Source organism: Mesorhizobium sp. CNPSo 4688, from assembly GCF_057784295.1.
The window spans coordinates 322,399-343,828 of record NZ_JBWLUY010000004.1 but is presented as its reverse complement, the minus strand read 5'-3'; the positions used below and the strand labels follow the sequence as shown (position 1 = coordinate 343,828).

General features: G+C 62.0%; 14 protein-coding genes and 1 pseudogene. 10 read left to right on the top strand and 5 right to left on the bottom strand.

Annotation, left to right across the window (positions count from 1 at the left end; all coding sequences use genetic code 11):
- The first annotated feature begins 13 nt into the window (after positions 1 to 13).
- The 4 genes from AC04SH_RS09710 (at position 14) to AC04SH_RS09695 (ending at position 5,423) form a co-directional block, all read left to right on the top strand.
- Positions 14 to 1,093, top strand: coding sequence for a glycosyltransferase (locus AC04SH_RS09710; protein WP_352582270.1), 1,080 nt, complete (start codon positions 14 to 16; stop codon positions 1,091 to 1,093).
- 237 nt (positions 1,094 to 1,330) lie between these two features.
- Positions 1,331 to 2,572: a glycosyltransferase gene (locus tag AC04SH_RS09705; protein ID WP_488574834.1), complete on the top strand. Its 1,242-nt coding sequence runs from the start codon at positions 1,331 to 1,333 to the stop codon at positions 2,570 to 2,572.
- 221 nt (positions 2,573 to 2,793) lie between these two features.
- Positions 2,794 to 3,963, top strand: coding sequence for a glycosyltransferase (locus AC04SH_RS09700; RefSeq protein ID WP_112560564.1), 1,170 nt, complete (start codon positions 2,794 to 2,796; stop codon positions 3,961 to 3,963).
- Entirely contained in the window at positions 3,960 to 5,423 is a 1,464-nt protein-coding gene (locus AC04SH_RS09695) for a lipopolysaccharide biosynthesis protein (protein ID WP_142867600.1), read from the top strand. Before AC04SH_RS09700 ends, AC04SH_RS09695 begins: the two co-directional genes overlap by 4 nt.
- A 225-nt stretch (positions 5,424 to 5,648) precedes the next feature.
- Here AC04SH_RS09695 and AC04SH_RS09690 read toward each other — a convergent pair.
- From AC04SH_RS09690 to AC04SH_RS09680, 3 genes and pseudogenes are all read right to left on the bottom strand, one after another.
- Positions 5,649 to 6,698, bottom strand: a pseudogene (locus AC04SH_RS09690) (polysaccharide pyruvyl transferase family protein); the annotation flags it as partial.
- Positions 6,699 to 7,027: 329 nt separating this feature from the next.
- Positions 7,028 to 7,795 carry a family 16 glycosylhydrolase gene (locus AC04SH_RS09685; RefSeq protein WP_488574833.1) on the bottom strand — a complete coding sequence of 256 codons (768 nt, stop codon included), beginning with the start codon at positions 7,793 to 7,795 and terminating at the stop codon, positions 7,028 to 7,030.
- A 309-nt stretch (positions 7,796 to 8,104) separates the two neighbouring features.
- A complete protein-coding gene (locus AC04SH_RS09680) occupies positions 8,105 to 9,391 on the bottom strand; it encodes a glycosyltransferase family 4 protein (protein ID WP_488574832.1) in 1,287 nt (428 codons plus the stop codon).
- 484 nt (positions 9,392 to 9,875) lie between these two features.
- Here AC04SH_RS09680 and AC04SH_RS09675 point away from each other — a divergent pair, with 484 nt between their 5' ends.
- The 6 genes from AC04SH_RS09675 to AC04SH_RS09650 all read left to right on the top strand — a co-directional run bounded on the left by AC04SH_RS09675 (position 9,876) and on the right by AC04SH_RS09650 (position 17,585).
- Complete coding sequence (locus AC04SH_RS09675) at positions 9,876 to 11,045, top strand: glycosyltransferase (protein WP_488574831.1); 1,170 nt, start codon at positions 9,876 to 9,878, stop codon at positions 11,043 to 11,045.
- 44 nt (positions 11,046 to 11,089) lie between these two features.
- Positions 11,090 to 12,088, top strand: coding sequence for a glycosyltransferase family 2 protein (locus AC04SH_RS09670; RefSeq protein ID WP_488574830.1), 999 nt, complete (start codon positions 11,090 to 11,092; stop codon positions 12,086 to 12,088).
- 2 nt (positions 12,089 to 12,090) lie between these two features.
- Entirely contained in the window at positions 12,091 to 13,035 is a 945-nt protein-coding gene (locus AC04SH_RS09665; protein ID WP_488574829.1) for a glycosyltransferase family 2 protein, read from the top strand.
- Complete coding sequence (locus AC04SH_RS09660; protein WP_312037241.1) at positions 13,025 to 13,975, top strand: glycosyltransferase family 2 protein; 951 nt, start codon at positions 13,025 to 13,027, stop codon at positions 13,973 to 13,975. Before AC04SH_RS09665 ends, AC04SH_RS09660 begins: the two co-directional genes overlap by 11 nt.
- A 143-nt stretch (positions 13,976 to 14,118) precedes the next feature.
- Entirely contained in the window at positions 14,119 to 15,015 is an 897-nt protein-coding gene (gene galU, locus AC04SH_RS09655; protein WP_488574828.1) for a UTP--glucose-1-phosphate uridylyltransferase GalU, read from the top strand.
- 191 nt (positions 15,016 to 15,206) lie between these two features.
- On the top strand, positions 15,207 to 17,585 hold the full coding sequence (locus AC04SH_RS09650; RefSeq protein ID WP_488574827.1) for a polysaccharide biosynthesis tyrosine autokinase: 2,379 nt from the start codon (positions 15,207 to 15,209) through the stop codon (positions 17,583 to 17,585).
- A 99-nt stretch (positions 17,586 to 17,684) separates the two neighbouring features.
- Here the strand turns inward: AC04SH_RS09650 and AC04SH_RS09645 are convergent, their stop codons facing one another.
- A complete protein-coding gene (locus AC04SH_RS09645; protein WP_488574826.1) occupies positions 17,685 to 18,392 on the bottom strand; it encodes a metallophosphoesterase family protein in 708 nt (235 codons plus the stop codon).
- A 292-nt stretch (positions 18,393 to 18,684) separates the two neighbouring features.
- Entirely contained in the window at positions 18,685 to 20,592 is a 1,908-nt protein-coding gene (locus tag AC04SH_RS09640; protein ID WP_488574825.1) for a propionyl-CoA synthetase, read from the bottom strand.
- Between the last annotated feature and the right edge of the window lie 838 nt (positions 20,593 to 21,430).

Sequence of the window (21,430 nt, the reverse complement as noted above, 5' to 3'; positions counted from 1 at the left end):
AGGAGCCAGGTTCATGAAAGTTCTGTTTGCAGGCGGCACCGGCTACACGCCGCAATTCAGCGGCGGCGTTCAGTCGAGCACCCACCACCTGGTCGAACAATTGCGTGAGAACGGTCACGAGGCATCCGTGCTGGCAGCTTTGTTCGGCGACGGCATGTTCGGCTTCAGGGCGCGCGCCAAGATGAAGCTCCTTCGTCAGCGCGCGGTCATCGACAATTTCCCGGGCTATCCGGTGGTGCGGGCGTGGTTTCCCTGGGAAGCGGCGGGCTTCGCCGTCGAAAAGTTGAGGCCGGATGTCGCGGTCGTGCAGTGCCACAATTCGGTTCCGATCGGCAAGGCGCTGCAGGCCAAAGGCGTGCCTGTCGTCGTCTACCTCAGGAACGTCGAATTCCATGAACTGGCCGGTGATCTGCGCGAACTGCATTCAGCGCTCTATATTGCCAATTCCGAGTTCACGGCGCGTACCTACAAGGCAAAATTCGATATCGATTCGACGGTCATTCCGCCGACCATCAATCCCGCGTTCTACAGCACACCGACGACCGGTGAATTTGTCACCCTCATCAATCCCTATGAGGAAAAAGGCTTCGATCTTGCGGTGCGCATTGCCGCCGCCTGTCCCGAGATCCCGTTCCTGTTCGTCGAAAGCTGGAAGCTCGACGACGATCATCGAGCCCGGATCGAAGCAACAATCTCTCCCCTCCGAAACGTCAAGCTGGAAGGCCGCACCAGCGACATGAAGACGGTCTACGGCCGCACGAAAATCCTGCTTGCGCCCAGCAAATGGGAAGAGGCCTGGGGCCGGGTGGCGTCGGAAGCGCATTGCAGCGGCATTCCTGTGGTCGGCTCGCGGCGCGGCGGGCTGCCGGAAGCGATCGGCTCCGGTGGCGTGGTGCTGGACTACGATGCCCCGCTCGCCGACTGGGTCGCAGCGGTCAGACGGCTGTGGAGCGATGAGGCCGAGTACAAGCGGCTGTCAGCGGCAGCACGTCAGTTTTCGGAGCGGCCGCAAATGAACCCGGACCGTCAGTTTGCCACGTTCATGGGCGTGCTCGACAGCGCAAGGCGTCTCGGCCTGGAGCGCGCAGCCTAACGCGTCGCGCTGGAATTCATCTGACACGCTGCGGCGCCGGGCGATGGCAGTCGCGCAAGGCTCCATGAGCCAGTTCCAGGTGTCGCGTGCCGATGCTTCCTGATCACTTTTGATTGCTGCAGTGCAATATTTTTGTGGCACCGCAACAATCAACGTGTATTCTGCCTGTCTACATTAGGGCTTGTGCGATATGGACCGCTTGGGGGTCCGGGCAAGCCCCAACCTTATGGGCGGGTCATGCGCGTGGGCTTTGTTGTCGGCGAATTCCCCCTCCTTTCGGAAACCTTCGTCGCAGACCAGATGGCTGGGCTGCTGGCGCGGGGCTTCGACGTGGAGGTCGTATGCGACAAGACGAAAGGTGACGACCGAATCGACCGGCAGAGCGAGCCGATGGCGACGCTGGTCGCCAGAACTCAACATTGGTGGCGATGGGCCACGGGACTCAGCAAATTTGTACGGCGGCTGCCGCCGCGCCTGCGATACAAGGCTTCGACCGCTCTTGATGCTGTTTTTGCAAGCCGCTTGAACCGCTGTGACGTGATTGTCGCTCACTTCGGACAGAACGGCGAGAGAGCAGCCGCGCTGAAGAAATGGAAGGTTCTCAAACCACCGGTCATAACCATCTTTCACGGCGCGGACGTGGCGATCCCGGCGCGGCAGGCAGTGCTCTCGACGCAATACGCTGGACTGATCAAGCATGGGACCCTGAACCTGCCCGTCAACGATTACTTCCGCACGATGTTGCTGGAGGCCGGCCTGTCCCAGTCGAGCACGACGGTTCATCATATGGGAATTGATTCCCTCGAAATCGGCTATCGCTGGGAATCGTGGGAAGGCACCCAATTGGTCGTGACGACGGTTTGCCGCCTGGTCGAAAAGAAAGGCGTCGAGTTCGCCTTGCGCGCCCTGGCCTCCCTCAAGGCCTCCCATCCTGAGATAGACTGGCGCTACGACATTATCGGCGATGGCCCCCTGCGGATGGATCTGGAGAAGCTGGCGCTGGAACTGGGCTTGACCGGGCGCGTAACATTCCTCGGCAGTCTCCCTCACGCGGAGGTGAAACAGCGGCTTCGCAAGGCGCATCTCTTCTTGCTGCCGAGTATCACCGCCAGTGATGGTGACATGGAAGGCATTCCGGTCGCGCTCATGGAAGCGATGGCCGCCGGGTTGATTGCGGTGAGCACGTATCATTCCGGAATCCCGGAGCTCATCGAGGATCGTGAGACAGGGTTGCTTGCACCCGAGCGAGACGTTTCACTGCTTGCCGGCAAGCTTGCCTGGGCCGCGGAGCATCCGGCGGAATGCGAGCGTATCGCGCTTGCCGCACGCCGCAAGGTCGAGGAGGACTTCAACGCAGATGCTCTGAACGAACGTTTTGCGCAGATCGTTGTCCAACTGGCCGCGCAAGGCTTTGCACCTGAACCTGCCAGGCATGTCGGCGTTGCCGAGGGCTGGGCGGATCCTTCGTCTGCCGGCTGACACCGCCCTTGAGCGATTGATCGGCAGAGACGCCAAATCGAGGGAATCTTGCTACGCTGCACCAAAAATGTTGCAGTGCAGCAAGACCTGTACTAACGTCTGCGCGGGTGGGCCAAACAGCGGTCGAATTTCATGCTGCATGTCTTGTGCCTCGCGCACGACGTTTTCCGCCCGGCTGTCGTCAGGGGCACACCAGCTCCCCGCAGGGGCGCATCCTGCCGATGAAGATTTGCTTCGTAGTCGACAAGTTTCCCTCATTGTCCGAGACTTTCGTTCTCGACCAGATAGCCGGGTGCCTTGAGCGCGGCATGGAAGTCGGTGTGGTTTGCAACGAGACGTCCTTCGGCAAGGACCGCAATATCGACGATCCGCGCTGGCAGGCGCTGCCAGGAAAGGTCGTATGCTGGTGGGGCGGCCTGGGTCGCTATCGCCCGCTGCTCAGGAAGTGGTCCGGCAGGTTCTGGGACAAGCTCTCGACGGCCATCGACATTGCTCACGCGCGAAAATTGCAGGGCGCCGACGTCATCGTCGCCCACTTTGGCAACAACGGCATGCGCGTGGCGCGCGCCATCAAGCGCGGCAGGATTTCCGCTCCCCTGGTGACGATATTTCACGGCCGCGATGTCGGCGAGCCGCTGCATGACAATACGCTCGCGCGCTACAAAATCGTGTTCGAAAAGGGCGTTCTTCAACTGCCGGTAAACGCATTTTTCCGCGATGCCTTGATTGAGGTCGGTGCATCGCCCGAGCAGGTTGTGGTTCATCATATGGGGGTGCGGCCAAATGAGATCGACTACCAATGGCGCTCGTGGGAGCAGGCCACGCTCTCATTCATCTCGGTCTGCCGCCTGACCGAAAAGAAGGGCATCGAATATGCGCTTCGCGCGCTTGCCGGCCTGCCGCGCCGCGACTGGGTCTATTCGGTGATCGGCGGCGGCGAACTTCTTGAGGAGTTGAAGGCGATCGCTACAAATCTCGGCATTGCCGACAGGGTTAGTTTTCTTGGGTCCCGCCCGCACAGCGAAGTCAAGCAGCGTCTGCGCGATGCGCATGTGTTCCTGCTGCCCAGCGTCGGCGCGCGCGATGGCGATCTGGAAGGCATTCCGGTTTCGCTGATGGAAGCGATGGCCGCCGGCCTGACAGTGGTCAGCACATATCATTCCGGGATTCCCGAACTGATCGATGATCACAAGACAGGCTTTCTCGTGCCTGAGCGGGACGTTGCGGCGCTGACCGGGAAACTTGCCTGGATCGCTGAGAATCCGAAGCCGTGTGAAGAGATCGCCCTCGCTGCGCGCAAGAAGATCGAGGCGGAGTTCAACTCCGATCTGCTGAACCAACATTTCGTGGAAATCGCCATGCAGCTTGGCGAAACGAGGTCGCTTGCATGAACGCCAATCCGCCCCCCCAGTTCGGTCGTGTCGCCCTGCGCGGCGGGCTGGTTACCATCGGCGCCCAGGGCTTCAAGATGGCGATCCAGTTTCTCTCCGTCATCGTGCTCGCCCGTCTGCTCGTTCCCGAGGATTTCGGTCTGGTGGCTTCCGTCGGGCCGATCGTGGCCTTTGTCGGACTGCTTCAGAATCTGGGCCTGCAGCAGGCTGTGGTTCAGCGCAAGGACATCACCAACCAGCAGCTCAACCAGGTGTTCTGGATCAGCGCCCTCGTCGGGCTGGGCAGTGCCGTGGTGGTGGCCGGCCTGGCGCCTGCCGTCGCCGCGTTCTACGGCGATCAACGCATGTCCGGCATCACCCTTGGCTCCGCCCTGCCGCTGCTTCTCGGCAGTCTGGCCGCGGTGCCGCTGGCGTTGATGAATCGCCACCTGCAGTTCGGCCAGCTCGCACTGAACGACGTGATAAGCGCCGCCGCCGGACTTCTGGCCGCCGCGATCGCGGCCTATGCGGGGCTCGGCTACTGGTCGCTGGTCATCGGTCCGGCGGTTTCGGCGGTTGTCGCCCTGGCCGCCGCCTGGCGGGTGGCGCGATGGACGCCGTTGCGGCCGGACCTGAAAGTCGACGCCGACATATTGTCGTTCGGCGCCAACCTGACCGGCTTCAACCTCGCCAACTTCTTCTCGCGCAATCTCGACAACATTCTCATCGGAAAATATTCCGGCGCGATCGAGCTCGGCTATTACGACCGCGCCTACAAGCTCTTGCTGTTCCCGCTGCAGAACATCAACCAGCCGCTGACGCGGGTGATGGTGCCGCTGCTCAGCCGCATCCACGACGACAAGGCGCGCTTTCGCGATATCTATGTGCGCACCAACTGGATGCTGGCGGCCGTTACCATGCCGGGCATCGCCGCGCTGACGCTGACCTCCGATCAGATCGTCGGACTTCTCTTCGGTGCGGGCTGGGCGCCGGTCGCGCCGATCTTTGCCTGGCTGGGCATCGCCAGCCTGGTCCAGTCCGTTTCAAGCACGACGGGGTGGATATTCATCTGTCAGGGCAAGACGAAGACCATGTTCCACTGGGGCATCTACTCGTCGCTGACGACCGTCGCTGCCTTCGTCGTTGGCCTGCATTGGGGCGCCGTCGGCGTTGCCGCGGCCTATGCCATCAGCGGTTACGTGCTGCGCGTTCCCGTGCTCGCGGTACTGGTCCATCGCGTAGGTCCGGTGACCGCTGCCGACTTCCTGCTCATGCAGGGGCTTTTCATCGCCTCGTCCCTGCTTGCCTGGTTCTTGTACCTGTGGTTGCCAGCGTCGCTGACCGGCCAGTCAGACCTGCTCGCGGTCTTTCTGGCGCTTGCCCTCAACTACGGCATCGGTCTCGTTTTCATGCTTGCCGTCCCGCAGTCGCGACGCGCTTTGTTCACCACCCTGTCCAACGCCGCGCGCAACATCCGCTGAGCGACTACCGATCAGCGACGCCAGCAGGTTTGTGGCCGACATAGCCGAAGCGTGTTCCTCAAGCACGGCCTGAAGGCTTGTCTTGCGATAGCGGTCGAGATTTCCCGCAAACCGGCCGAGCTTTTCGCGCGCCTCTGCGGGCGTCACGGTGTCGATGTCGAGCAGCACATCGTCGACACCTATGCGCTTGGCCACTTCCTTGGTCTTGAACTCATAGGCGATCGGCAGCACCGGCGTGCCGACGCAAAGCGACATGATCATCATGTGCATGCGCGTCGCGACGACGAAGTCGAAGCCCTTCACCAACGCCATCAACTGGTCCGGCGTGTGAAATGCGGCGTCTACCGCCACATGCCTGGCGATCTCAGGATCGAGCTCCGCGACGATCGCCCGCGCGGTCTTGGAATCGTCATGGGCATATTCCGGCACGCCCTGACACGTGGAGACAAAGGTCACCTCCTTGCCAAGGTCCCTGACAAGAATTGTGGCGATCTCGCGGATCGAATCTAGATAGCGGCGCATGCCGCCTTCACCATCGCTGACGTAGTTCCAGTGGCGTACGGAAATGCCGACGCGGCCAGTCGGCGCCGGCGGCTGGCTGGAAGCGAGTGACTTGCCGATCCTGTCGGTATCGGCCAGGGCGAATACGGCATCGGCCACCACGTGGCACTTGCCGAGATCCTTCACCAGATCCTGGATATGGGTCCGCGACCGTTCATCGCGCAGCAGGATGAGCGGGCTGCGGTCAAAGATCGGGCCAAGCTCCTGGCGGTTGTAACTTTTGTTGAACGGGCCGAGGGATTGCGTGAAGAAGACCGGATCCTTGCCAAATATGGCATCAAGCCGGAACTGATTGAGGCGTCGTTCGAGATTGTAGTTCTCGACGAGATAGGTTCCACCTGTCGTGACCACCATGTCCGCGTCGGCGTAAATGTCGAGACCGCGCCGGTCGCCCTGGCTGAAAAAAGTGCCAAGCGCGCTGGCGCCAAACCAGCGCAGGGCCTGGAGAACGAGCCGATTGTAGATCGGCTTGAACCGGTCCTTCAGCCCGCTGCCATTCTTGTATCGGAACAGGGATTCCGACAGCAGCTTGTGAAATTCGAGGTCCGGATAGTCCTTCTTCGGATAGAGCCTTTCTGCAACCTCGGGCTGGCTGTCGAACACGGCGAACCGCAAATTGCCCGGCACGATCGTCTTGAGAATGTGGCGGATCGCCAGCAGAATCGCCGCATCTCCGGTATTCAGGCAGACTGTGTTTTCGACGACGATCTTCATGGAATTACCTCATTTCGTCAGCAGGTCCCGCGGCGGGGCCTGCGGTGCTCAAGACGGGCGTAGTGACCGAAAATGCTGCACGCCAGGACAATCCCGATGCGGTCCGCGTCACGATTTAGGGCGTTGCACCGGGCTGGTGGCCAACGCACGGCCCGAGCGGCACTCAAGCAGGTCCAAGATTAGCTGATCAATTTTGCACTGCAACAAAAAACGTGCGCCTATTGCTACGGCGCACCAAAATGTTGCAATGCAGCATCAAGTCGCGCCGGCACGACCCAATCCGCTCGACAGTGGACATCTGCAGCTTTCGCGGCCGGTCCTCTTTGACTTCACGGGCCGATATCGCTTCGCCTGTAACCGTGAAGTGTCATGACCAATCTGTCTGAGGCAGCCATTGGCTCCCATTTGCCGGCCCAGCGTGTGTCCATGACAGCGCCTGCCGCAACCCAAAGGTCGAAATATGGCTTCATGGGCTGGTTCGGAAAGGCGCCACCAGTGGTGTCAGCCGGGGTAACCACAGCAGCTTCCTTCCCGTCGATGAAGAAGGCAACGCGTTTCCCGGCCTCATATTCTATGCCAAGGCGGTATCGCTTGCCCGACAGATCCCCAAGCAGAATCCATTTTACCCAAACGCTCTTGTGCTGGTTGTCGACGTCCGCCCAGACGGTGAGCTGCAACCCTTTCGTGCCGACGATCTCAAAATCGATTTCCTCATGGGCTTTGTCGTTGAATGTCCAAAGCGGCGCTGCGATCAACCCTGGCCTCATCGTCGGGAGCGTTACATCCACTTCCCACTTTGCCGAAGAAGAATCGGATTTTCCGCCGGATATCACCTGCGCGGACGCTTTCTCGCTGACACTAAGCTGGAGTGCACCGTCGACGATTTTGACGTTCGCGGCCTTCCAGTCATAGCCTCCGAGCTTGGGCTCGCTCCATTGCGACGGCACGAAGGGATTGGTGTATTTCCAAAGCTGGAGCTTGACCGCCGACCAGTCGGGAAGCTTGTCGAGGGCAGCGTCCCCGGCTCCTGCTACGACGCTCTCAGCCAGCGCCTGTCCAGCAACCGATTGCACTGCCGTGGAGGCAGCCAGAAGCACCAGGAGCTTTCTGCGCGTGCAATTCATGCATGGCCTCCGTTGGCGCCTTTAACCTTTCGGCGGTGACTTCAAGCCGGCCGTTTGATGCGGCTCTTCGACGTGTAGCAGCTTACGTGCCACCTTGATGATTGAGCCGTGCACCAAGGATATGGCAATTTTTCGCCGCACTGCATCAAAAATGTTGCGAAGCAGCAAAGGCGATTTCCTTTGCCGCACCGTCCGGGAATAAACCGCCCCCTTCCGATCGGCGGGCCAATGCGCAACAGCAAAGCAACCGCGGTCGCTACTTTCGGAACGGTGCCCGGGTGCTCAAGCCGCGGAGGCGGTCGGGATGCGGTGGGGTTGCTCCGGTGTATTTTCATTCGGCACAAACGGCGATGATTCGGACGGCAAGGATTCAGCCGGCAAGGATTGCGGAGAGGAAACGTCAAGAGCCGGATCGAGTTGCGCCGGATCCGTCGCGCGCTCCAGTGCAACACGATCGTAAAGCGCATCGAGAAATGCGCCTGCGGGTTCGGCCGCAAACATGGTTTCCGCCGTCCTGCGGGCTTGGCGCCGTAGCGGCGCCATCAGTTCGGGGTGGCCGATATAGGTCCTCAACCGGTCAATGGCCAAGCAGGCAAGACGCTCGACTTCATCGCGGAAATATTGGGCAAAATTCGCGTCGCCGCGGAAGTCGTATCCCGGGTTCCACCAATCACCGACCTCGTTCAGCTTCACTGGCAATGAAATCCCGTTGACGCCGTCCTCCAGGAATTCCGGCAGAGCGCAGACCCCCGTCCCAAGAATCGGAGTGTGCTCGGACATCGATTCCAGTGCAGAGTACCCAAACGTATCGCCGAACGTGGCGAGGATGCCGAAATGCGAATTGCGCAGCAATTTTCGCACCGCCTGGTTTGGCAGCACCCTGTGATGTTGGACATTCTTCAGTCCGAGCAGCTTGAGATAGGGGTCGAAGAACCCTGGAGCTGTCGGGTCTGTCCATATGGGACCGCCAACCTGGAGACTGGAAACGATGTTCACCCGGATTGGCAAATTTTGCTCCAACGCCTTTTCCGCGATTTTGACCGCAACACATCCGCCCTTGCGGCCGAAATGGGCACCGACGAATGTCAGTACCAGTTCCGCTGCGGTGTCTTGGGACATCGCATCCTCAACCGCGGGCACGACGATATTCGGGTGACGAACCATCAGCTTTGCGGTCAGGAGGTCCAGCTGCGGATTTCCGGCATGCTGGGCCAGAAAACATCTGCGGGCAAAATGCGATAAGGCGATAATGCGGCGGCAGCCGGGGTTCGTGATCCGCGAGACCAGGTAACGCGCCATAAGTCCGCGTTTGCGAAGCGCGAACTGCCGCGGCAAATGGGATTCGAATGACATGATGTACTTCGAGGAATTGACAGGTATCCGATTGAACGCATGCACCATGTCAACGGACAGAGCAGGTTCGATCAGCGTCACACCTTCCAGCTTCGAAGAGATCAGGTTGAACGGCAGAAATCGCTGTCGCAGGATCGTATGTCGGGACGCTCGTGGCGTAACGAAACTGGTCGGATACTTGTCGTCATAGACGGCAATACGAAGAGACTTGCCCATACAGCACCTACCCGTATTTAAACAGTTGGCATCAGGGGTCTTCGCAAGCTATTTCAAAAGTGCAGCTGAGCTGCCATGCGCTCATCATCCCGCACTGCGGCAGAATGCAGCGCGGATCCCCTAGCCAATTCAAAACCCCAACTTCCCTGGGGTGAATTCAACATCATTTTTTGTTGCGGTGCAACACAATATTAGCAATTGGTTTACCACGATCACCGGCATCGGAGTTTTGATGGTCGGCGTGGTCGGATCGCGATTTTGCCGCGCACGGGGGCAAAATTGCCCGAAACTGCCGGCTCCGCATGTCGTACCATTTTCTGCGGCTCACCTGTGTACCCACTTTTTGCGCGCTGCCGCCTTCCGGCGATGTATTTGTGCGGCGCGGTAGAGGCGGCTAATTTTGCTACGGTGCACCAAAAATGTTGCGATGCAGCAAAAGCTGCGTTAGCATTCCTTTGGGTGGGCCAATAGTGGTCGAGTTTTCATGCTGCATGTCTTGTACCTTGTGCACGACGTTTCCGACCCGGCCGTGCGCCGGCGGATCATAATGCTCAGGGCAGGCGGCGCGCGGGTCACATTGGCCGGCTTCCGTCGGACCACAAATGCTGTTCCCGACGTCGAGGGCCTGCAGCCGATCGACCTTGGCGCGACGCGTGACGGCCGATTCGGCCAGCGCATGGCGGCGGTCGCGAAGGCGGCGCTGTCGATAGGCTCGAAGCTTGGGGCGATGCCGAAGCCCGATCTCATCATCGCGCGCAATCTGGAAATGCTGGCGCTGGCCAGACGTGCCAAGGCGGCGTTCCGGGGCGTGCCGATCGTCTACGAATGCCTCGACATCCACCGCCTGGTGCTGCGCAACGACATGCTGGGCAAGGCGCTGCGCACCGCGGAACGCTATCTCGCCCGCGACGTGAAGCTGCTGGTGACCAGCTCGCCGGCCTTCATCGCCAATTATTTCAAGCCGTTCGGGCAAGTCACGGCCCCGGTGGAGCTGGTCGAAAACAAATATTTCGAAACCGCGGCGATCGCCACGGACGATCGCTTGAAGGCGGAAAACCCTGTCGCGCCGCCCTGGCGCATTGGCTGGTTCGGCGCGCTGCGCTGCCGCCGCTCGCTGGAACTGCTGGCCGATTTCACCCGCCGCCAGGGCGGGCGCTTCGAGGTCGTCCTGCGGGGCCGTCCGGCACTCTCGGAATTTCCGGATTTCCACGCTTTTGTCGAAGCCGAGCCCTATCTCTCCTTCCGTGGCCCCTACCGCAACCCGGAAGACATGGCGGCGATCTACGGCGAAGTGCATTTTTCCTGGGCGATCGACTTCTTCGAGGAAGGGCAGAATTCGGAATGGCTGCTGCCCAATCGCCTCTATGAGGGATGCCGCTTCGGCGCCGTGCCGATCTCGATGGGCAACACCGAAACCGGGCGGTTCCTCAACCAGCAGGACATTGGCGTCCTGCTCTCCGATGCCACGCCGCAGACGCTGGAAACCGCGCTCGGCCGCATGGACCAGGAGCGCTTCAGCAAGGCCAAGGCGCGCGTGCTGGCCCGCAATCCGCGAACCTGGAGCTACGACCGCAGCGACTGCCGCGCCTTTGTCGACCGGCTGCGCGGCCTGGCGGTTTCACCCGGCTCCTTCGTCACCGAGGCACTGGCTTAGGGATGATTGGCGATGACAAAAATACAGAGCGCGGTAAGGCACCGATGACGCAAACCGAAGCGCTTTCGCCAAGCCTGATCGTCATTCCGTGCCTGAACGAGGCGGCGCATATCGGGGCGCTGCTCGAGCAACTGAGGCCAGTCGCTGCAAGGCTCGGCGCCCGCATCGTCGTTGCCGATGGCGGCAGCACCGACGGCACTTTGGCCATTGTCGAGGCGGTTGCGGCTAAGGACCCTCAGGTCATCCTCCTGCACAACCCAAAGCGCATCCAGAGCGCCGCGATCAACCTCGCCGTCGCCAGCTTTGGCGCCGGCGCCGAATATCTCATCCGCATCGACGCCCATGGCGGCTATCCCGCCGATTATTGCGACCGGCTGGTCGAGGAGGCGCTGGCCACATCAGCCGATTCGGTCGTCGTCTCGATGCTGACCAGCGGCAGCGGCGCGGTCCAGAAAGCGGTCGCGGCGGCGCAGAACTCCAAACTTGGCACCGGCGGCTCCAAGCACCGGCACCTCTCGGCCGGCGAATGGGTCGACCATGGCCATCACGCTCTGATCCGGATTCCAGCCTTCACCGCGGTTGGCGGCTATGACGAGACCTTCAGCCACAATGAGGATGCGGAGCTCGACTACCGGCTGCGGCAGGCCGGCTACCGCATCTGGATGAGCGGCAAGACGCAGATGGTCTACTATCCGCGTTCCTCGCTGAAAGGCCTGTATTTCCAATATCTCGGCTATGGCCGCGGCCGCGCCAAGAACGTGCTCAAGCACCGCATGATCCCGAAAGTCCGGCAGATGATCCCGCTGCTGGTGGCGCCGGTCGTTCTTCTCGCGGCATTTTCCTTCATCCACTGGCTGGCGGCGGTGCCGCTGCTGGTCTGGGCCTCGGTCTGTCTCGGCTATGGCGTCTGGACCGCGATTGCCCAGCGCAACCCCAACAATGTGCTGACCGGCATTTCGGCGATGGTGATGCATTTCGGCTGGTCGGTCGGGTTTTGGCTGCAACTGCTCGGGGCGCGATCGCAGCGCAAGGTGGCGTCGTGAGCATGGCCTCCAGGGATCGCCGCATCGATATTTGCGTCTGCACGTTTCGCCGGCCGGAACTGGCCGAAACGCTGCGCTCGCTCGCTGCCATGAACATGCCTGCCGGCTTCGGCATCGGCGTCATCGTTGCCGACAATGACGACGAGCCGACCGCCAAGTCGCTGGTGACCGAGCTGGCGCGGGAATTGAAGCTGCTGGTCCGCTACCGGCATGCCCCGGCACGCAACATCTCGGTCGCCCGCAACGCCTGTCTTGACACCAGCACGGCGGATTTTGTCGCCTTCATCGACGATGATGAGACCGCCTCCGCGCAATGGCTTGCCGAGCTGGTCGCCACCGCCGAGACGAGCGGCGCCGAGGCCGTGCTCGGTCCGGTGCGGGCGCTCTACCGCGCGGACGCGCCGGACTGGATGCGAAAGGGCGATTTCCATTCGACCTTGCCGGTCTGGGTGCAGGGCGAAATCCGTACCGGCTACACCTGCAACGTGCTGCTCAGAATGGGCGCCGACAGCCTGCGCGACCGGCGTTTTAGCCTGGCGCGCGGCCAAAGCGGCGGCGAGGACACTGAATTCTTCGATCGCATGGTCAGGGACGGTGGCCGCATCGCCTTCGCGCCAGAAGCATGGGTCGAGGAAGTAGTGCCTTCCGCCCGTGCGGCGTTCGACTGGCTGCGCCGCCGCCGCTTCCGCTTCGGCCAGACACATGGCCACCTCATCGGCCAAAATGCCGGTGCTGCCAGACGCGTGAAGGACGTCGGCCTTGCCTCGGCCAAGGCCGCCTACTGTTTCGGCATGGCGGCGCTCACCGCGATCAGCCCGGTTCGCCGCAACCGCAGCGTGCTGCGCGGCATCATGCATGTCGGCGTCGTCAGTGGCCTGGTCGGTATCAGCGAGATTCGCCAATACGGCCTGCCTTCGCCACAGCAAGGAGGCAAGCGTGCAGCCTGACGTCTCCTTTGTCATCGCCGCGTACAATGCCGCGGCCACGCTTGACCGGGCGATCGTCAGCGCCATGGCCCAGCGCGATGTGAGCGTCGAAATCATCGTCGTCGACGACCAGTCGCGCGACAACACGCTCGACGTCGCAAGAGCCTACCCGCAGGACACCGTCCGCGTCGTCGCATTGCCCGCAAACCGCGGACCGGGCGGCGCCAGGAATGCCGGGCTCGAGCTGGCTTCCGGCCGCTGGGTCGCGGTGCTCGATTCCGACGATGCCGTCCTTCCCGGGCGGCTTTCCGCCATGATCGCGCGGGCGGAAAAGGCAGGCGCTGTGATCGCCGTCGACAACCTCCAGGTGGTGCGCGAGGACGGCGTTGCCGAAGCGACCATGTTTCCCGCCGAATATCTGGAAGGCCTGCGTGAGATCACGCTCGCCGACTACATCGCCGGCAACATCGTTTTCGAATCCACGTTCAATCTTGGCTATCTCAAGCCGATCTTCCAGCGCCGCTTCCTGACCGAAAACGGGCTCCGCTATGATGAAAATCTGAGCATCGGCGAGGATTACATCCTGCTCGCCAACGCGCTTGCCAAGGGCGGCAAATGCGTGGTCGAGCCGACGACCGGCTATATCTACCACATCCGCACAGGCTCGATCTCGCGTGTGCTCGAACTTCACCATGTCGAGGCGATGCGCAAGGCCGATGCGGTCTTCGCGGAGACCAATTCCATGGACGCGGCTGCCGCGGCCGCCTTCGCCAGGCGCGCCCGCAGCCTGCGCAAGGCGGCATCGTTCCTGTCGCTGGTCCAGCACATCAAGGCGCGCTCGCCGTTGAAGGCGATACGCACCGCGCTAAGTGATCCGGCAGCTGTCAGGCATATGTCGATGCCGATCGCCGTCCGGCTGCGGAGGGTTGCGGCACAGTTTGCCGTGGGGACGGGGAGATGAAGCATGCGGGCCAGAGCATGATCCCGAAAAGTGGGAACCGGTTTTCTCGGACAAAACGGTTCCCGTTTTGTCCGGAGATCATGCTCCAACAGTGAATCGGCCGGCGATAGGTAGAAATCTTTTCTCTCAAGAAGGAATACCAGATGCAGAAAGTCAGGAAGGCAGTCATCCCGGTGGCGGGGCTCGGAACACGGTTCCTGCCGGCGACCAAATCGATGCCCAAGGAAATGCTGCCCGTGGTCGACCGGCCCGTCGTCCAATATGCGGTAGACGAGGCCTTCGAAGCCGGTATCGAGCACGTTGTGTTCGTCACCGGCCGCAACAAGGCTGTCATCGAGGACTATTTCGACCTGCATCCTGAACTGATCGGAACGCTTGAGCAGACCGGCAAGAAGACCCAGCTGGAGGCGCTCGAAAGCATGCTGCCGGTGGCCGGCGCCACCAGCTTCATCCGCCAGCAGTCGCCGCAGGGCCTCGGCCATGCCGTGTGGTGCGCACGCGAAGTCATCGGCGACGAGCCGTTTGCGCTCCTGCTTCCCGACATGGTGTCGTTCGGCGGCCGCGGTTGCCTCGCCGAAACCATGGATCTCTACCGCCAGACCGGCGGCAACGTCATCGCCGTCGAGCGCTGCGACCCGTCTGAGACCAGCAAATATGGCATTGTCGGCCGTGGCATTGAGGCCGGCAGCGGCTTCGAGGTGACGGCAATGGTCGAAAAGCCGGCGCCGGCCAATGCGCCGTCGAACTATTATATCAACGGCCGCTACATCCTGCAGCCCGAGATATTCTCACTGCTGGGCAATCAGCAGCGCGGCGCCGGCAACGAAATCCAGCTCACCGACGCCATGGTCCGCTTGGCGAAAAGCCAGTCTTTCTATGCCCAGCCCTTCAACGGCCGCATGTTCGATTGCGGCTCCAAGGAAGGCTTCATCGAGGCCACCATCGCCTTCGCGCTGGCGCGCGACGACATGAAGGGTCCGGTGCTGGAAATGCTGCAGGCGTTCGTGCGGTCGCATGAGCGTCAGGAAGTGGCCGCATAATGCCCATCTTTCGAGGGCATATGCGTTTGGACGATGGCGCAGCTCATGCCTGCGCGCCTGGCCGTTCAGGCCCGGCGCCAGATGGCATGAAGCTTGCGTTGCATATCTTGCCCCCGATCTCCGCAGCTTCGGATGAGACGGGGCCTGACCCCGTCTCGCTCCGGCGCCTGTAACCTAGAATTGGACCGAAGATGAATTATGCCAGCTTTCCTCTCGACAAGAGGATGCCATTGCCCAACACCGATCAGGAAAAGGGTGAAGACTTCATCGACGTCGAGCGCCTGCTTGGCATGGCGGCGCGGCAGGTCAAGGTGGTGGCGGTCTGCGCCATCATCGGCCTGTTCATGGGCGTGCTTTATCTGCAGACCACGCCCAAGCAATACATGTCGGTCGCCAGCGTGCTGATCGACGAAGGCCTGAACAAGGTGGTCGACGACATCTCGGCTACATCCGTCACCATGCAGACCGACGCCGCCCTTCTCAGCCAGATCGAAATCATCAACTCGGCGCGGTTGGCCTCAGTGGTGGTCGACAAGCTGAAGCTTGACCAGAACGCAGAATTCATGAACCCGCCGCAATCAGCCCTGGCCAAGGGCATCGGCTTCGTGCGCGGCGTGGTCGGCTATTTCCGCTCAAGTTCCGCCGACCAGATTCCCGGCATGGAAAATATCGATGAAGCGACGCGCCAGGCGATGATGCAGACGGCGCGCCATGACTATGCCGTGCTGAAGCTGCAGAGCGAGGTGCTGGCACAGCGCACCGGCCGCAGCTATGTGATTGCCATCGGTTACCAATCGACAAATCCGGCGCTGGCCACCGCCATCACCAAGGCCTATGCCGACGCCTATCTCGCAGACCAGCTCAACGCCAGCTTCGACGCCACCGAGCGCGCGGCGGTTTGGCTGCAGGGCCGGCTGACCGAACTTCGGCAAAACTCGCAGGCAGCGGCGCTCGCGGTCGAGAAGTTCAGGTCCGAGCACGGCCTGGCCGCCAACAGTGACGGCCAGCTGATCAGCGACAAGCAGATCGCCGACCTCACCGCCCAGCTGATCGTCGCGCAGGCCGATACGGCGCGCGCCGGCGCCCGCTACCAGCAATACAAGGCCATCGTCGAAAGCGGTTCCGACAACGCCTTCAACGATTCCGCCATATCGAGCGACCAGCCGGCGAGCTCGGTCATTGCAACGCTCAAGACCCGCTATCTCACGGTCGCCAAGCGACTGCAGGACGTGACGGCCAATTTCGGCGCCGAGCATCCGCAAGCCGTGGCGCTGACCAAGGAGAAGGCCGATCTGTCGACACAGATTTTCGGCGAGTTGAAGCAACTGACCGAAAGCTATCGCAACGAATATGAAGTGGCTCTGTCGCGCGAGACGGCGTTGAGGCAGAAGATCGCCGACGCCGCCGGCAAGAGCTCCGTCGACAACCAGTCGCAGGTCAAGCTGCGCGAACTCGAGCAGCAGGCGCAGGCGCTGACCACGCTCTACCAGACCTTCCTCGGCCGCTATGAGGAAGCCTCGCAGCAGCAGTCCTTCCCGGTCGGCAAGGTCCGCATCATCTCGGATGCGTCAGCACCGCTTTCCGCCTCGAGCCCGCGCACCTCCAGGGTGCTGGCGCTTGCACTGGTGCTTGGCGTGCTGCTCGGCGCCGGCTTTGGCGGCCTGAACGAGTTCAACGAGCGGTTCTTCAGGACCGGCGAGGACGTTCGCGATCGCGTCGGCCTCAAATTCCTCGGCTATCTGCCGACGATCGGCGGCAGGCTGAGCAAGGACGCCGATGAGGGTGCGGCGGATGCCAAAGGCACCAACACCTTGTCGGCGGCCGAGAAACGGGCGCGCATGCGGGTCAGCGTTGATGCGCCGGCCTCGATGTTTTCCGAAACGCTGCGCAACGCCAAGATCGCCTTCGACGTCGTCATGGAAGGGCAAGGCAGCCGGGTCATCGGCGTGATCTCGATCCTGCCTGGCGAGGGCAAGTCGACGGTCGCCGCCAATCTGGCTGGATTGCTTGCCGCCAACGGTTCGAAAACCCTTTTGATCGACGCCGATCTGCGCAATCCGGGCCTCAGCCGCAACCTCGGCATGGAGGCCGAGCAAGGGCTGATGGAAGCCGTGGTCAACGGCCAGACCTGGCAGTCGGTCGGAAAGGTCGACCGCCAGACCAAGCTGGCGATCATCCCGGCCGTGCTGCGCGGCCAGTTCTCGCACACCAGCGAGCTGCTTTCGTCGGCCGGCATGCGGCGCTTCATCGACAACGCCAAGGAGACATTCGAGTACATCGTCGTCGACCTGCCGCCGCTCGGCCCCGTGGTCGACGCCAAGGCCTTCGCGCCGCTGGTCGACGGCTTCGTGCTGGTCGCCGAATGGGGCCGCACGCCGCGCGCCATGGTGCGCTCGCTGCTGGAGCAGGAGCCCTATGTTGCCAACAAGATCGTCGGCGCCGTGCTCAACAAGGTCGACCTGAAGAAGCTTGCGAAATACGGTTCGCTCGGCGGCTCGGAGAAATTCTTCGACCGCTATTCGACCTATTATCTCGAAAAGTCGGATCTGCGCGCCAAGAAGGCCGCTTAGAGCCGGCGCAGAACGAGTTCAAGCAGGCCAGCGTTAAACGCTGGCCTGGCTGGAATGCCGCCTCTCATCCTCGCGCTCCTGGCAAGCCGCATTCAACTGTCAGGAAAAGATCAGCTTGCCGAATTTGTCGGCGATCCTGACGGCGGTCAGCCGGCCGCTGTGAAAGGCGCCCGTGTCGATGTCGAGCCTCCGTCCATCGAGCCGGGGGATGTCGACCGGCGTGTGCCCGTGCACAACAAAGCGGTCCAGCAGATGGGCAGCGTCGAAGAACTCGTCGCGGATGTTAAGCAGATCCTGCTCGTCCTGCGCCACAAGGTCGATGCCCGGCCTGATGCCGGCATGGACGAAGACGAATTTGTCCGAACAGAGCAATACCGGCAGGCTACGCAGGAAGTCGATATGATCGACCGGGATGACCTCCCTTATGCGCCTGTCGACCTCGTCGCCGGATGCATAGAGGCTGCTCAGTCGCTCCGGGTCGACGCCGTAGGAAAACAGCGTCTCGCGGCCGCCGACCGCCAGCCAGCGGTCCCGCGACAGATAGCCGTCGAGATAGTTCAGCATCGCCACTTCATGGTTTCCCGCCAGGCAGACGCGCAAAAACCCTTTCGGCGGCGGCGCCAGCAGATGATCTAGCACGCGCGCCGATTGCGGCCCGCGGTCGATATAGTCGCCAAGCATGACGATGATCTTGCGCCCGCGAAATTGCAGCCCGTCGAGCGCGATCTTCTCTTCCAGCGACAGCAATTCCTTGTAGCAGCCATGCACGTCGCCGATCGCGTAGACGACGGTATCCTCCATATCCATTTCCAGGCGCTCGCGCGGCGCCGGCCGAGGGGGTCTGGATCGCTGAAACAAGGCCACTGGGGCTCGATGCCTGCCGAAAATCGTGTTTCGTTTCCACGGGCGCGCCTTTGTGACGCGCCGCAAACCCGTGGATACATGGCAGGTGTTGGAAATTCCATAACGGCGGCTGCTTTCGCCGCCGGCCTCAAGGCCCGGTGGTCAGGCCGCCTTCAGGTCGAGCAGCAGCCGGATCCGTGGCTCAGCCGATCGCCACCACGCCTCTGCCCCGGCTCGGCCCCCGCAGCGCGAGTGGTCAGGTTCCGATGCCGCGGGCCCTGAGCGCCGCGGTGATCTCGTCGAGTATGACGGGATCGTCGATGGTCGCCGGCATCGTCCATTCTTCCTTGTCGGCGATCTTCTGCATCGTGCCGCGCAGGATCTTGCCGGAGCGCGTCTTGGGCAGCCGCTTGATCGTCACCACCGTCTTGAAGGCGGCGACCGGACCGATCCGTTCGCGCACCAGCCCCACCACCTCGCTTTCGATGGCAGCCGCATCGCGGGCGACGCCGGCATTGAGCACGACGAAGCCGAGCGGCACTTGGCCTTTCATGGCGTCGGCGATGCCGATGACCGCGCATTCGGCGACATCGGGATGCGCTGAAAGCACCTCTTCCATGGCGCCTGTCGACAGCCGGTGGCCGGCGACATTGATGATGTCGTCGGTGCGCGCCATGACATAAAGATAGCCGTCCTCGTCGATCATGCCGGCGTCGGCGGTCTTGTAGTAGCCGGGGAACTCCTCAAGATAGGCCTGCCGGAAGCGGGCGTCGGCGTTCCACAGCGTCGGCAGGCAGCCGGCCGGCAGCGGCAGTTTCACCACCACATTGCCAAGTGTGCCGCGCGACACCTCATGGCCGGCATCGTCGAGCACCCGGATGTCGTAGCCCGGCATCGGCACGCCGGGCGAGCCGTATTTCACCGGCAGCAGGCCGAGGCCCGCCGGGTTGATGGTCATCGGCGAGCCGGTCTCGGTCTGCCACCAATGGTCGACCACCGGCACATTGAGTTTCTGCTCCGCCCATTTGATGGTTTCGGGGTCGGCGCGCTCGCCGGCGAGGAACAAGGTGCGGAATTTGGCCAGATCGTATTTCGCAACGAACTCGCCTTTGGGGTCCTGCCCCTTGATGGCGCGGAAGGCGGTTGGCGCGGTGAACAGCGCGACGACCCCATGCTCGGCAATTACTCGCCAATAAGTGCCGGCATCGGGCGTGCCGATCGGCTTGCCCTCGAACAGCACGCTTGTCGCGCCATGCAGCAGCGGCCCGTAGACGATGTAGGAATGGCCGACCACCCAGCCGACATCGGAGGCCGCCCAGAACACTTCGCCCGGTTTGACGCCGAACTCGTTTTCCATCGTCCATTTCAGCGCGACCATATGGCCGCCATTGTCGCGCACGATGCCCTTTGGCTGGCCGGTCGTACCGGAGGTGTAGATGATGTAGAGCGGGTCGGTGGCGAGCACCGGAACGCAGTCGACATTGGCGCCTGCCGCGCGCTCGCGCGCAACTGCGTCGGCAAAATCGATGTCGTAATGCTCCTTCAGATCGCAGCGCAGCTGGTCGCGCTGCAGGATCAGGCAGGCGTCCGGCTTGTGCCGCGACATCTCGATCGCCTTTTCGAGCAGCGGCTTGTAGGCAACGACGCGTCCGGGCTCCAGGCCGCACGACGCCGAAATGATCAGCTTCGGCTTGGCATCGTCGATGCGGGTGGCAAGCTCGTGCGAGGCAAAGCCGCCGAACACGACCGAATGCACCGCTCCGATGCGGGCGCAGGCGAGCATGGCGATCGCCGCTTCGGCCACCATCGGCATGTAGATGATGACGCGGTCGCCCTTGACGATGCCGCGGTTCTTCAGCACCGACGTCAGCGCCACCACTTCGCGCTTCAGCTCCGCATAGGTGAATTTCTTGACCGTGCCGGTGATGGCGCTGTCATGGATCAGCGCGATCTGGTCGGCGCGGCCGCCGACGACATGGCGGTCGATGGCGTTGTAGCAGGTGTTGCAGGTGGCGCCGTTGAACCAGCGCCCGTAAACGCCCGCACTGGCATCGAACACGCTTGTCCACGGCGAATACCAGTCGATCGCCTCGGCGGCCTCGGCCCAGAACTGTTCCGGGTCGCGTTTCCAGCCGTCGTAGACCTCGTGATAGCGTGACGCCATTCATCCCTCCTCGGGAAAATTCCCTGTCTTGCAATAGCCTATGCGGGTTTTCCGGGCCATGTCTCCCCCCAAATGCCATGTGGCTCCTGAAATTTGGCGCATAGTCGATCTCGCCTTGGCCGCAAATTGCAGGCACGATTGCCTGGGTTTGAAATCGGGGCAGGGCGCGCAATGATGGTGCGATACGGGTTGGATCTGCCGTTGGAGCAGCGCTGCTGTTGGCGATCGTTTCCGCCGCCCAGGCCGGCGATGCCGCGGCAAGGCGCATCATCGGCTTTTCGCCCGACGGCAGTTATTTCGCCGTGACCGGGTACGCACGATGATCCGCGGCCTGCCTTGCGGCAGGCAGCAACGGCTTATACGCCCCGTGAGGCTCGTGTCGGAATCAGCTCTTAAAGCGGCAAGGCCGCCAGCATCAGGCCGACGCCACCTGCAATCAATATGGCGGCTGCCAGTGCCTTCCGATGGCGCTCGAACGCCGTCGGAGCCCGCTCCCAATTGTAACGCATACTCGTAAGTCTCCCAAAACCCGGCGACTCAATAGCTTACTTAAGGTAAGAAAAGCAACACCTTGACCCTGTCCGACAGCCGGCTTGACGGTTTGCGCACCGACTATTTCTGGGGAGGGTTCCTGCTCTCAGCCTTTGCGACGGCGTGGAAGTTACCACAACCCAGGATTGGATGTCTCCACCGTGTTTTGGTAGCGTGTGTCGTAGAGGTGTTGCCGTTGCCGGATTGCCACAGATCGTTTCGACCGGCCTGTTCTCCGTCCCGTCCGCGTAATGGACATCGCCGCATCGCCGCGCTATCTCCTCTTCAGGAAAATGGTCTGGAGGAG